The organism is Flavobacterium faecale (assembly GCF_048320115.1).
GTDB classification, from domain to species: Bacteria; Bacteroidota; Bacteroidia; order Flavobacteriales; family Flavobacteriaceae; genus Flavobacterium; species Flavobacterium faecale_A.
Map to the genome: position 1 here is coordinate 2,556,003 of NZ_CP182943.1, position 14,525 is coordinate 2,570,527.

At 38.1% G+C, this 14,525-nt stretch carries 6 protein-coding genes; all 6 read left to right on the forward strand.

Translation table 11 applies throughout. From position 1 onward, the window contains the following. Positions 1-11: 11 nt before the first annotated feature. The 6 genes from ACNH59_RS10570 (at position 12) to ACNH59_RS10595 (ending at position 14,375) form a co-directional block, all read left to right on the forward strand. Positions 12-2,846 carry a glycosyl hydrolase gene (locus ACNH59_RS10570; protein WP_418262512.1) on the forward strand — a complete coding sequence of 945 codons (2,835 nt, stop codon included), beginning with the start codon at positions 12-14 and terminating at the stop codon, positions 2,844-2,846. 22 nt (positions 2,847-2,868) lie between these two features. Further along, the gene (locus tag ACNH59_RS10575; protein ID WP_418262513.1) at positions 2,869-5,565 is read left to right on the forward strand and encodes a glycoside hydrolase family 2 TIM barrel-domain containing protein; all 2,697 of its coding nucleotides are present in this window, start codon (positions 2,869-2,871) and stop codon (positions 5,563-5,565) included. 16 nt (positions 5,566-5,581) lie between these two features. Further along, on the forward strand, positions 5,582-8,338 hold the full coding sequence (locus tag ACNH59_RS10580; protein WP_418262514.1) for a family 78 glycoside hydrolase catalytic domain: 2,757 nt from the start codon (positions 5,582-5,584) through the stop codon (positions 8,336-8,338). A gap of 47 nt (positions 8,339-8,385) precedes the next feature. Further along, on the forward strand, positions 8,386-11,232 hold the full coding sequence (locus ACNH59_RS10585) for a family 78 glycoside hydrolase catalytic domain (RefSeq protein WP_418262515.1): 2,847 nt from the start codon (positions 8,386-8,388) through the stop codon (positions 11,230-11,232). Between the two features lie 265 nt (positions 11,233-11,497). Further along, positions 11,498-11,662: a hypothetical protein gene (locus tag ACNH59_RS10590; protein ID WP_418262516.1), complete on the forward strand. Its 165-nt coding sequence runs from the start codon at positions 11,498-11,500 to the stop codon at positions 11,660-11,662. A 328-nt stretch (positions 11,663-11,990) separates the two neighbouring features. Beyond that, complete coding sequence (locus ACNH59_RS10595; RefSeq protein ID WP_418262517.1) at positions 11,991-14,375, forward strand: alpha-L-rhamnosidase C-terminal domain-containing protein; 2,385 nt, start codon at positions 11,991-11,993, stop codon at positions 14,373-14,375. Positions 14,376-14,525: the final 150 nt, after the last annotated feature.

Here is a 14,525-nt window from a genome sequence, read left to right on the forward strand (position 1 = left end):
AACGGCTAAATATGCAAAATTCAACTATAAGGTTATGTTTAATTGGTATTTTGACTTTCTTATGTATAGATTGTATGCAAAGCCAAAAGAGGAACGAGTCTCAGGAGCTTTATCTTGGATTCCAAAATCCACCTGCAGAGGCGCGTCCTTTTGTGCGTTGGTGGTGGAACGGCAACAAGGTAAATACCGATGAGTTGGACCGTGAATTAGAGTTGTTGAAAGAAGTTGGTTTCGGTGGTGTGGAAATAAATCCTATTGCCATGCCAAATCATGCACTAGATAATGGAGACAAGGCATTGGTATGGATGAGTGATGAATGGATAGAGATGCTGGTACATGCCTGTCAGAAAACCAAAGACTTAGGTATGATTGCCGACTTGATTGTAGGCACGGGTTGGCCTTTTGGAGGTGAGTTTCTGGAAAAGGACGAAACCTCTCAGCGTATGCTCAATCATAGCCTCACATTTACAGAAGGAGCTACAATCAATATCGATGAGCAAATGCTTATTTCAAGGCTATATGAAGAGCAAAATATGCATAATTCCAAGAGTACGCACCATACGTTGTATTATCTCCACCTGGTACCGGAGCAATGCAGTACCGTTAGTGAAACGATTGATTTACTCGGTCAGCTAAAGCAAAAGGGTAAACTTATCTACAAAATTAATAAGACAGGGAACTATCGTTTGAGCTATGGCGTGTTGGAGCAGAATTTTAATAAGGTGTACCTGGGTGCTCCAGGTGGTGCCGGCCCTGTGATGGATCATTACAAAAAAGACGTGACCATAGCCTATTTGTCGCGATTGAAAAAAATTTCCGAGAAAACAGGCATTCCTTTAAGTGAGCTTTTGCGGGCTTTGTTTTGTGATAGTATTGAGATTTCGGGTGCTAATTGGACCGATGGTATGGCACAGTTATTTTTTGAAACCTATGGCTATTCTTTAGATGAGTGGCTTCCTTTTGTGTTTTATAGTCATAGAAAAGGGTATCTGGCAGAACAATATGAGCAGCAGTTTACCTCAGGGTTTAAAGACCAATTAAAGCGTGTGCGTTACGATTATAACAACTTATTGGTAAAGACCTTTTTGAAAAATTTCACACAAACCTTTCAAAATTTTTGTAAGGAAGAAAAATTGCTGTGTAGGTATCAAGCTTATGGCACTCCGTTTTTAATGGGCATGTTGGATGGTTATATGATTCCCGATATTCCTGAAAGCAACAACTGGATATACTCGGCTGAAATGAAAGGCGATGAATGGCAGTGGCATCAAGGACACGGTTATATGACGTGGAACATGTATGCAGCTGCAGGAGGTCATTTAACAGGTAAGAAAATCATCTCGTGCGAAGCTATGACCAATACAAAGGGGGTTTTCAAGACCACTTTGGAAGAAATAAAGCAGCATGATGATATGAACTTTATCACGGGGATTAACCATACCATATTACACGGCTTTAATTACTCGCCTTTAGATGTTGAATTCCCGGGATGGATAAGGTATGGTACTTTTTTTAGCGAACGCAATACGTGGTGGCAGCACCTTCATCATTGGGTGGACTATAACGCTCGTTTATCCTATGTATTTCAAAATTCAAAACCTCAGAAAAGCATTGCCGTTATAGGGCCAACAGCTGATATTTGGGGCGACGAGGGGCTGATACGAAGTAGTTTTCATAATAAACCAAACTACCTCTATAAGCTATGGGAGCCGATAAGTCAATTGGGTTATTCCTGCGAATACATTAATCAGGGCATTCTTGAAAATGCCAAGCTTGAAAATGGAACCATAGCTTATGGCGCAATGCAGTACAAATTACTGGTGTTAGCCAGCATGAAATCCATAAGCTCCAAAGCCGCCATGGCGATTAAAAAATATGTTGAAAATGGTGGAAAAGTGATTGTTGTTGACCAATTGCCATCAAAATCATTGGGCTTTGGTAATTATAAAAAGAACGATCAGCTTGTCAACACTACGCTTAACGAAGCTCTTTCAAAATACCCACAATCATTCATTCATACGGATGCTCCACAATCACTCAATGATTTAAGAAAATGGACTTATTCTTTTCTCACTAAATCAGGGCTTGCCCCTGATGTTCACATCAGTGAACCAAGTAGTAAAGTCTATCAAATACACCAAACTACCAGCGAGAAAGATATTTATTTCTTCACCAATATTCACCGTTTTGAGAGCACCCGTTTTGAGACAAAGTTTTCGGTAAAAGGAAAACACCCCTATGTATGGAATCCTGAAACGGGCGAAAGAAAGCCCTTTTATTACGCTTCAAAACCAAATGAATTATCAATCAACTTAGCACCTCTTCAGTCCTTACTTATAGTTTTTGAAAATGACAAACCAGAAGAAATGCCTAAGCCCAAGGCTACAATAATAGCCGAAGCTGAAACCCTTAAAGGCAACTGGAAAGTTGAGAGCATACACATAGACGGTAAAACAATGCACTGGGAAATGGAAAAGCTAATAGACTTTAGTCAGTCAAAAGATCAGTCTCAAAAATCTTTTGCCGGAGTAATCACTTATAAAACAACAATCACCAATTCTGACAACTTTACACATATCGACCTTGGAGAAGTTAATGGAGGAATAACAGAATTGTATATCAATGGAAAAAAGGTAGGGAAACAATGGTATGGAAAAGCGATTTACCCTATTTCCGATTTCCTTAAAAATGGAGAAAACGAAATTGAAGTGCACTATACTACGGTATTGGCCAACTATTGCAAATCCTTAAATAATGCGCAAACGAAAGAGTGGACCAAACACTACAATGACTTTGCGCCTACTGGTTTGCAAGGTCCGGTACAATTAATACGGTATGCTGATTAAAATGAATAAAAAAAAATAATATATGAAAATTAAAGTTCTAAGCATCGCTCTATTTGTAATGTGCGTTTTTCAGCTACAAGCGGCTCAACAGCTCCGCTATACCATTAATGAATCGTGGCAATTTATTAAGGACAATAACATTGCCAATGTAGATGAATTTTTATCACAATTAAAGCGTGCCGAGAGGGTAGATATACCTCATACATGGAACGATAAAGATGTGGTTGATGAAGAAAAGGGTTTTTACAGAGGTGCCGGATGGTACAGTAAAAATGTCCGTATTCCTTCGAGTTATAAAAACAAGCAAGTGTTTTTGTTTTTCGAAGGGGTAGCTACGGCAGCAGAAATCTATATCAATAAGAAACTAGTGCGTACCCACATAGGCGGTTTTACTCGTTTTGTGGTGCCAGTTACTCCGTACATTAACTTTGTTCCTAATACTGAATTTAGCACTTTTAATGTGGTAGTAAAAGCCGACAACTCTCATAATGAAGATTGGCCGGCTTTGCATGCCGACTTTACTTTCTTTGGAGGTATGTACCGCGATGTGAATTTGGTAGTGACCGAAAAAGTACACTTCAATGTGGAGGATTATGCTGCCAATGGGGTGTTTATTACAACTCCGAATGTCTCTGCAGAAAGTGGCGATGTTAATCTGAAATTGCGAATTAAAAATGATGAAGCAGCCACTAAAAAAGTGAAGGTATTGACTAAAGTATATGGCCCAGATCAGAAATTAGTAGCTGAAAAAAGTAAAGCGTTTAAGCTTATTGCCGGAGTATCTAATGAATTTAATTTAGAACTTGATCCGGTATTAAACCCACAACTGTGGAGTCCTGATGCTCCGAACCTGTACCGCGTAGTATGTGAGATTTTTGATGCTAAAACGGGAAATAAATTAGATGAGTCTATAAATCCTCTGGGATTTCGTTGGTTTCGTTTCGATGTGGAGGATGGTTTTTTCTTAAATGGTAAACCTCTAAAACTGATTGGTACCAATCGTCATCAGGATTTTGATAAAATTGGTAATGCATTACCTGATCATATTCACGTGGAGGATATAATGCGTATGAAAGCAATGGGTAGTAATTTTTTACGTATTGCTCACTATCCTCAGGACCCTGCCATTCTGGAAATGTGCGACCGCCTGGGTATAATTACCACAGTAGAGACTCCAATTATTGATACTGTAACTGAATCGGAGGCATTTACTCAAAACTGTATGAGTGCCCAGAAGGAAATGATTCGTCAAAACTTTAACCACCCAAGTCTCATAATCTGGGCTTATATGAACGAAGTTCTTTTACAGCCACGTTACAAAAACAATAAAGAGCGCTACGAAAAGTACACCAAATACATTGCCGATTTGGCACAAAACCTGGAAAACCTTACTCGTGCTGAAGACCCTTACCGTTATACCATGATACCTAACCATGCAGGTTTAGAACGTTACATGGAAGCAGGTTTGTGCGACATTCCAATGATTGTGGGCTGGAATATTTACGATGGCTGGTACGGAGGTGGTTACCAAAATCTACAGTCTAAGCTGGAAAAGTATCACCAGATGGTACGCAAACCAATGATTATTACCGAGTATGGTGCAGGTGCCGATCCTCGTTTACATACGCTTACCCCAACTCGTTTTGATTTTTCACAAGAGTATGCTGTGGAGTTCCATAATCACTATTTGAATTATTTCAAAAAAACACCATGGATAGCCGGTGCCAATGTGTGGAACTACGCCGACTTTAATTCCGAGGGCCGTGTGGATGCAGTGCAGAGTATAAATAACAAAGGTTTGGTGGGGATTAATCGTACTCCTAAAAATGTATTTTATTATTATCAGGCCGCTCTACTCAAAAAACCTTTTGTGGCCATTGCTGCCAAAACCTGGAAGCAGCGTTCATATTTGGAAGATGCTACTGGTAAAGGTATTTCTACAATGAAAGTGGATGTGTTTTCTAATCAGGAGGAAATCGAATTGTTTTTAAATGGAAAAAGCCTGGGTACAAAAAAAATGGATAGCGTATGGATACAGTGGGAAGTACCTTTTGTAGATGGAATTAACAGACTTCGTGCAGTGAATAAAACGACTGATTATTGCGAAGACTTTGCTGAAGTACGTGTGAATGTATTGCCTCTCAGTTTAAAAGAAAAGTTCCCTGCTGGTGGCCTATCAGTTAATCTGGGAGATCAGCGCTTCTTTTATGACGATCAGTTTGATCAAGCGTGGATGTTTGACAAGGAATACGCCGAAGGTTCCTGGGGTAGTATTGGTGGTAAACCTTATGTGCGCCCTGTACAAAATGTGCAGCAACCTTATGGAGCTAAGATGCCTGTCAACGGAACTTTCAAGGATCCAATTTATCAAACTCAATTGATAGGTATTGAGCAGTTTAAGTTGGAAGTGCCTGCCGGGAAGTATGAAGTTACACTACACTTTTCCGAATTAGAAGGAGCAACTGCCACTCATTTGCCTTATGATTTAGCCGGTGAGGATAAATCGATAAAAGGAGTAACTAACCGCACTTTCTCGGTGTCAATCAATGGACAAACAGTTATCGAAAAGCTCAATCTGCTTGCTCAATATGGCGAATATCAAGCTGTGAAAATTAAATCGGAAGTAACCGTCGATGATAAAGGTTTTATCATTGTTGATTTCAAAAAAATGGTAGGCGAACCGGTGCTTAATGCGATTGAAGTATATAAAAAATTATAATGTAATAGGTTGAGATATGAGAAAAATTATTACAACATTTATATTCTTACTTTTGGCAATCACAATGCAAGCTCAAGTAGAATTAATCGATCTTAAATGCGAATACCTAAGTAATCCGGAAGGGATAGATATGGTGCATCCTCGTTTTTTTTGGAAAATGAATAGTGACGAAAAAGGGCAATGCCAAACAGCCTATCAGCTTTTGGTAGCAACTTCATCGGAAAATTTAGATAAAAATATTGGCGATGCTTTTGATTCAAAAAAAGTAAATAGTGCAAGTAGCATACAGATAGAGTATCAGGGCAAACCATTAAAACCAGCCTCTTCCTATTACTGGAAAGTTAGAGTTTGGGATGCACAAAAAAAATTATCAGACTGGAGTAAACCAGCCCATTTCTCAACAGGTTTGTTCTCTCAGGATGATTGGAAAAACGCACAGTGGATAGCATGGCGCAATCAGGATGAATGGGCTAAAGAATGGTGGCGTAAAAAAGATATTGAAGCCGAATGTACCGAGTTTCATTTGCCAAGCTATTTTGGAGCTCGCATGAATATGTGGGAGCGTTACCATTTTCACCATGAAAATCCTTACGATGCAGCACCACTGTTGAGGAAAGATTTTGATGCATCGAAAAAAGTTAAAAGCGCCAAAGCATATATCAGTGGTATTGGTTACTACGAACTGTATATCAACGGACAAAGAATTGGTAATTCTGTATTGGATCCGGGTTGGACCGACTACCGAAAAACAGTTCTCTATGCAACACACGATATTACAAAGGAAGTTAAACAAGGAGAAAATACAGCAGGTGTAATGCTGGGAAGAGGCTTTTATGGTATGCTGTCCTACGATCATTGGGGCTTTCATAATAAAAATGGTTGGATCGGTCAGCCTAAACTCATTTGCCGTATAAAAATTGACTACGAAGATGGCACCAGCAAAGATGTGGTAAGTGATTTGAGCTGGAAAGTAATCGGAGGACCTGTAGTATATGATGGTCCACATTTGGGTGAGGTATATGATGCCACCAAGGAGATTAGCAGATGGAGCGAGCCGGGGTTAGATGTGTCGGCTTGGGAAAAGGTTAATCCTGCTCCAAGTCCAGGTGGTGCATTAATTTCTCAACTATGCCAACCCATCCGTGTCACCAAAACTTTCCATCCTGTTGCTACAGCCAAAAGAGGGAATTATGGTCAGTGGTTTGATGTAGGAACCAATATGGCAGGTTGGGTGCGTGTACGCATCAAAAATTCTCAACCAGGTCAACGTGTAACTATCTATTATGGCGAACACGAAGACCCAACCTCTTCCGGTCAACCCGGACGATTACAGCAAATGGCTTATAAATGTAAAGGCGATAGTGTGGAATATGCCGAGTGTCGTTTTTCGTACAAAGGTTTCCGTTATGTTCAGATTAAAGGCTTAAAAAATAATCCTTTGAAGCTCGAAGATGTAGAAGTAAAGTATGTGCACTCAGATGTGCCGCGTGTGGGGTATTTTGAGTCTTCAGACAAAACAATTAATGCCGTTCACGAAATTTGCCGTAAATCGCTCATATTTAACCTACATAGTATTCCTACCGACTGTCCGCACCGCGAAAAAAATGGTTGGTTGGGCGATGCCGTTACAGGAATGGAATTTGGTATGGCTAACTATGATTTAGCAGCTTTAATGACCAAGTTTACTCGTGATATTTTTGATACACAGAACAAGGAAGGCGGCATCAGTTCTATCGCTCCTGCCAACTCTTATGGCAATGGACGTTCTACCATGTGGTCGTCGGCAGCCGTACACATTCCATGGTATATGTATTCCTACTATGGTGATACACGCTTGTTTGAGCTCTATTGGGATAAAATGATGAAGTGGGTAAATTACTCATGGGAGAATAACAATCTTGCTGATAAAGATGGTATGTTTTCTGAAAGTTTTAACGATTGGGTAACACCTTACGATAAAACCTACCGCGGTGGAGGTAAGCCGGGAGGGAATGAAGCAATTGCTTCGATGAATTTCTACCTGGTGTTGAAACGCCTTGAAGAAATGGCGAGCGTCATTGGAAAGAAAGACGATCAGAAACGCTTGAAAAAGCAAGTGGAGCGTATTTACGCAGGCATTCAAAAATGGGCGTTCGACGAAGAAAAAAAAGAATATGTTGGGCTTAAGCCTTTCGATGAATTTTTGCCCGTTTTAAACATTATGGCCTTAAACTATGGCATCGTGCCTGACGAGTACCGTGCTCAATTAGAGCAAAGAATAGTGGATAACATTGTAAAAGATAAAGATTACCATCTGTGGGGTGGCATATTTGTCGTACACTCGGCATACGAATATTTGCCTAAAAATGGCTATGCCGATATCATGCACAAGGTGGTCGTTAATGATACCTGGCCATCTTTTGGATGGTTAATAAAAGAAGGAGCCACTACTTTGCCCGAAGGGTATGAGTTTGAATCGTCAGACATTCACCACTTTATGGGAGCAGTCGATAATTTCTTTCACCGACATATGGTGGGAATCAATATTGATCCTGCGAAAACTGGATTTCAAAACATCATTCTGCAGCCTAACTTTATAAAAGCCATGGATTTTGCCAAAGGGAGTTATAACTCCATTTATGGCGAGGTAAAAGCGGAATGGAGAAAAACAAACCCCAATACTTATGAATACAAAGTGGTTATTCCTGCTAACTGTGAGGCACAAGTGATATTGCCACAATTTAAAAAAACAGTAAAATCTGGTGAATACACGTTTAATGTGAGTTTGGAATAAATAGATAATAATGTAAATAGTGTCTTAAATGTTAAAAAAAAAATATCATGCTAAAAAAACAATTCTTCATAGCTATTTTGTTGTTTATTACATCGCATCAATTAGTTGCTCAAAAGCTTTCATTCGAATCCCTTACCTGTGATGCGCAAACCAAACCTACTGCTATTGAAAGTGAACAACCTTCTTTTTCTTGGGTAGTAAAAGCGAGTGGTTTTAATAAATCGCAGTCTGCCTATCAGATTTTAGTGGCTTCATCTATTGATAAACTAAATGAAAAAGATGCTGATTTATGGAATTCAAATAAAGTTTCCAGTAGTAAATCGGTGTATGTGAAATATATAGGCAAAGATTTGAAACCTACACAAAAGTATTATTGGAAAGTAAAAATTTGGGACGAAAAAGGTCAGGTTTCAAATTGGTCTTCGGTTACAAGTTTCCAGATGGGATTGATTGATACATCCAATTGGGGAGATTCAAAATGGATTAGTCTTAATAAAGATACTAGAACGTCTCCACACCGTTTTAGAAAATATCAAATTGGTAGAATGAAAGAGCCGGAAATGGTAGCAGGACATGCAGCAGCTTATTTTAGAAATGTGTTTACGCCCAAAAGGAAAATTAAAAGCGCCCAAGCTTACATCTGTGGTCTGGGATATTATGAATGGTATATCAATGGGAAAAAAGTAGGAAATCATGTTTTAGATCCGGCACCTTCGAATTACGATAAGCAGGCCTATTATGTTCATTATGATGTCACAAAGGAGTTAACATCAGGAAAAAATGCTATTGGTATTGTTATAGGGAATGGTTTTTACGGTCAGGACATTTGTTGGAGAACGAATATAGAATCTGAAAATAACTATTCTTATGGACAACCGTCGGTTCGCTTGTTGATTAAAGTGACTTATGATGATGGCAGTCAGGCCAATTTCTATACCGATGAAAGTTGGAAAGAATCTACCGGACCAATAGTGTTTAATAATGTTTACGGAGGAGATACCTATGATGCCCGTTATGAAATAGCCAATTGGAATACAATAAATTTTAATGATGCCCAATGGGGTAAAGTCAAAGTTGTTTCGCCTGAAGTCAATAAAATTAGCGCACAACAATTTCCTCCTATCCGAAAATTAAAAGAACTAGAGCCTCAAAACATTTTTAAAGGTACAAATGGTAATTGGATTGTAGATTTTGGTCAAAATATTGCCGGTTGGGTCAAGATAAATGTAAAAGGTGAAAAAGGACAAGTGATTGAAATTACCACCACCGAAGCCTTGACGCCTAATGGCAAAGATATTTTTCCGGGTACTACTGCCGGAAAAGCCAATGGAATGCGTCAATTTTTCAAATACATATGTAAAGGAGAAGGAGTTGAAACCTGGGAACCACAATTTAGTTACCACGGCTTTAGATATGCAGAATTAAAAGGTATCACAACAAAGCCAGATGCGACTATGATTAAAGCGATCCTGGTTGCTACTGATCTTCAAGAAAATGGGAGTTTTAGTTGTTCTGAGCCTTTGTTTAATAAAATGCACAGCGTTAGTAAATGGACCATTGTAGATAATATGCATGGTATTCCTGAGGATTGCCCGCACCGTGAAAAAAATGGTTGGTTAGGAGATGCACATGCTTATTGTGAGTATGCTTTATATAACTATGATATGCTAAACTTCTATAAAAAATTTATGGAAGATATTCGAACACAAATGGTTCCTGTCAAAGCAAACAATAATAAACAAGTTACGCACAAAGTTCCTACTATGATAGCACCTGGTAAAAGAACATCGGGTATTGCCAAATTAGATTGGGGAGTAGCAACGATGTATTTGCCTTGGTATAATTATTTGTATTATGGTGACGATTTAATTGTGAAGGAGTATTATGAAGAGATGAAAGATTTGACCGAATATTATCTGTCTTTTAAAGATGAAAAAGGAATTATTCAAAACGGAATGGGGGATTGGTGTCCTCCTGCTTGGAGCCGGGAAAAAAATCCATCCGCTATGGAATGTGATCCGATAATCTCTGCAAATGCCTATTTTTATGATGTTTTGGGTATTATGGAGAAATTTGCTGAAATGAATAATGACCCAACTTTCGAGCAAAAAGTTAAAAGTGAAAAAGAAAAATTATTTACCGCTTTTAATACTGAATTTTTAACAACGATTCCATCAACCCAGTTTAAATGGTACGGTAGTCAAACTGCAACGGTAATGGCTTTGCAATTTGGGATGGTGGCAGAGTCTGATATTAGTGCTGTGGTAAATGGTTTAGAATATAACATTAGTGTAATAAAAGGTGGGCATCATGCTACAGGAATTCACGGTAATCGCTATATCTATACTGTGTTATCAAACTATGGGAAAGCCAATTTGGCACATGAAATTTTAACTACACCTATCTTTCCAAGTCAAACTTTTATAATGAATTTCGGTTTTACCACTTGGCCAGAACGGCAAATAGATTGGAATATAAAGTTTGAAGACAATGGTGGCTCTCTAAACCACCCTATGCATAGTGGTTTTGCAGCTTATTTTTATGAGTCGTTAGGCGGAATAAAACCAATCTATTCATCTCCGGGTTTTAAAGAATTCACGGTAAATCCACAGTTTTCAAAAAATATCACTTCTTCTAGTGTTACGGTTCCAACACCTTATGGAAGTATTAACAATAGTTGGAAACTTACTGGTTCTAATTTTTCAATGACACTAGAGGTTCCTTTTAATACAAAAGCAAGGCTGGTACTATCCACAGAGGAACTCAAATCACTAAAAATAAACGGAGAAAAATGGGGTAAATTCCAGCAACAGAATCAAACGAAGATCGGCGATAAGTATTTTGTGCTTGGATCTGGAAATTATTCAATTGAATACCCAAAAACTGAAAACTAAATGTAATACCATTTTGTATGAATAGAATTTGTAAATCATTATTTATCATTCCTGCATTTTTACTAATGGGGAATCTCGTAGCACAGGTCAAGCTCACAGCTGACTTCACGGATGTGAGTAATAATAAAGATGAACTTCATAATTTGTGGAGTGTGGCTAACCGTATCAACACCCAACATGGGGCGGCAGTATGGGATTAAGGTAAGATTCCAGATGGGGACGTGCTGTGGAATGTTAAGGTGCAGATCTTTTTTTAATAGGTGAGATGGGAAAAGCACAAGTTAAGAGTATTCAATCGGCTGGAATGGCTGCTAATGCAAAGCATTTTGCAGCCTACAGTCCGCCTAGTGGAGGACGTTATGGAAATTGTCGTAAGGATCCTCAGGTTTCTTTTCGTGATATGCACGAGATATTATTGACACCTCACTGACTAAACATTACAGAAGCCGTTCAGGTAGGTGAAAATAATCTGGAAATTGAAGTAGTTAATCTATGGCGAAATCAACTCATAAGAGACAAACAACGGTCTGATGATGAAAAATATACTTGGTTAGTTACTGATGATATTAAGCCTAATAGTGACATACAATCATCAGGTTTGTTGGGACCAATTATTATTGAAACGATTAAATAATAAGAATTAGTGATGACTTTTTTTTACTGATTAGCCTGTAAAAGTGAGACAGTGCAGGATAGTATAAATAAATCAACAAATTATATTTACCAGTCATAAAATTCAAAAAACATAATTTAAATAAATGAATACCATCTATCAAAATCAAATAAAACTTCGTTTTGTTATCCTACTAGTTTTTACAATTTTTACAACTATTACCTATGCCAAACCCCCCAACTGGGGTAACGCACAATGGATGTGGCAAGAAGAGGCAGGACCTGCAAATACCTGGGTTGCTTTTCGTAAAACTTTTGACCTTAAAAATGTTCCTACTGAAGCTTTGGCACATTTAGCTGTAGATACCAAATATTGGCTGTGGGTAAATGGTAAAGCGGTTTTGTTTGAAGGTGGTTTGGCTCGTGGAGCGGCACCCAACACCAATTATTATGATGAGGTAGATTTAAAATCATATTTAAAACAAGGTAAAAACACCATCGCTGTTTTGGTTTGGTACTGGGGAAGAACACGAAAAGTTCATGATGATAGTGGCAAAGGCGGTCTCTTATTTCATGCCAATTTAGGAAATCAGATTATAGAATCAAATACAGACTGGAAGCTAAAAGTACATCCAGCTTACGACCCCAATAGCGGTGGCGGTGGCGATTCTGCCAATCGTGTTAATGCTTACAATGTAAAATTTGATGCACGTTTGGCTATGGGAGATTGGTCTGATAAGTCTTGGTACTCTCAAAATTATGATGATAGTAATTGGAGCAGTCCAACCCTAAAAGGATTGGCAAACAGTTTACCCTGGGGTAATTTAGTAAAAAGAGCTATTCCGCAATGGAACGACAGAGGCTTAACTAATTATGAATCACTTAAAATTAGCTCTAATACGGATAAGGTTGATGTTAAGCTACCTTATAAAAACAATACAAATGCTACAGTAATCATCCATGCTAAACTTCCTTTCAACAAACAAATTACACCTTATCTTAAAGTAAATAGTCCAGCGGGTAAAACCATTATTGCAAATACCGACAATCCATTTAATATGTTAAGTGGAACTTATATTACTAATGATGGGGAGCAGGCCTTTGAAAGTTATTCTTGGATAAATGGCCATGTTGTAACCTACAGCATTCCGCCAGGTGTTGAGGTTTTAGACTTAAAATACCGATGGACAGGCGTTGGAGAAATGACAGGTAATTTTGAATGTAATGATGACTATTTTACACGTCTTTGGTGGATGGCACGTAATACCTTGTATATATGTGCCCGTGATGGTTATATGGATTGTCCGGATAGAGAACGTGGGTTATGGATAGGTGATGTAGCCGATCAAACAGGTGCCATTTTTTACACTTTGGATGATGCAGGACGTCAGCTGCTGAAAAAAGGAATTGACAATACGATTACGTATCGCGCTGGTGATACGATTCAAGGGTTGGCACCCGGCTTTGGAGCTTACAGAAGAAAAAGTAGCGAACTTACCTGTCAAAGTTTGCAATTTATTGATCAAGTAGTTTGGCAATATTATTACAATACTGGGGATAAAGAAACATTAGCAAATGCTTATCCTGCCATTTTTAACTATCTAAATCTTTGGAAAATGAAACCAAATGGTTTACCCGAACATCGCAAGGGCTATGCCAATTGGGTAGATTGGGGAGAAGATACAGACCCAACTCCAACGAATGTTTGTTGGTACTATATGGCTTTAAAAGCAGCCAAAAAAATGGCAATAGCATTAAAGCAAGATAAAGATATTGAATGGTATAGCAATCGAATAACAAGTATTGAAAAAAACTTCGCAAATGAGTATTGGCAAGGAACACATTATGGAACAAAAGGGAAACCAATAGAAGAGCGTACCACGTCTTTGGCTATTGTAAGTGGTTTGGCTGACAAAGCCCATTATGACAAATTAGTAGATTCTATTTTACTTCCTGTTCAAAAAGCAAGTCCTCACATGGAATGGATTGCACAAGAGGCTATTATGTTGACAGGTCAATATGATAAGGGCTTGTTGCGAATGAAACAGCGTTATGAATCTCAAGTAAATAATAAAGAACTAACAACGCTTTATGAAAAATTTGATGATAAAAAACCTGGTACCCCTAACCATGCGTGGAATGCGCCTAATTATGTACTCTCTAGATATATTGCAGGGATAAAGGCAACTGATGTAGCTTGGAAATCTTTTGAAGTAAAACCAAATTTAGCGCATCTTACGAATGTAAAACAAATTGTCCCTTCTGTAAAAGGCGATATTTCTGTTGAAGTCAATAAAACAAAAGATATTTATTCAATTGATTTAATTTCTCCTAAAGAAACAACAGCAACCATTTATGTACCTAAAGCAGGTAAAAAGATTAGTAAGATTTTAGTAAACGGTAAAAATATTTGGAAAAATAACAAGAAGCTGAAACAATTGGAAGGGTTTGAATATGTTAGTGAAGATTCAAATGATATGATTTTTAAAGTTACTGCTGGCAAATGGTTAGTGGTTGCTCAATACCGATAGTGGAATGCCAACAAGAGATGAAGGTTTATGTGTTGTAATGCAACAATTTAAAATTCAAATTTATTCATAACTTTTTTATAGTATATTGGAAAAACAAGTTTGCATAAAAAAGAAAAGCGAGGAATTTTTTGAAATTAAATGTACGTCGGA

What these genes read in the sequence shown, in the direction of transcription:
- ACNH59_RS10570 (WP_418262512.1), top strand. Translation starts at nt 12, where the DNA reads ATGCAAAATTCAACTATAAGGTTATGTTTAATTGGTATTTTGACTTTC.
- ACNH59_RS10575 (WP_418262513.1), top strand. Translation starts at nt 2,869, where the DNA reads ATGAAAATTAAAGTTCTAAGCATCGCTCTATTTGTAATGTGCGTTTTT.
- ACNH59_RS10580 (WP_418262514.1), top strand. Translation starts at nt 5,582, where the DNA reads ATGAGAAAAATTATTACAACATTTATATTCTTACTTTTGGCAATCACA.
- ACNH59_RS10585 (WP_418262515.1), top strand. Translation starts at nt 8,386, where the DNA reads ATGCTAAAAAAACAATTCTTCATAGCTATTTTGTTGTTTATTACATCG.
- ACNH59_RS10590 (WP_418262516.1), top strand. Translation starts at nt 11,498, where the DNA reads ATGGGAAAAGCACAAGTTAAGAGTATTCAATCGGCTGGAATGGCTGCT.
- ACNH59_RS10595 (WP_418262517.1), top strand. Translation starts at nt 11,991, where the DNA reads ATGAATACCATCTATCAAAATCAAATAAAACTTCGTTTTGTTATCCTA.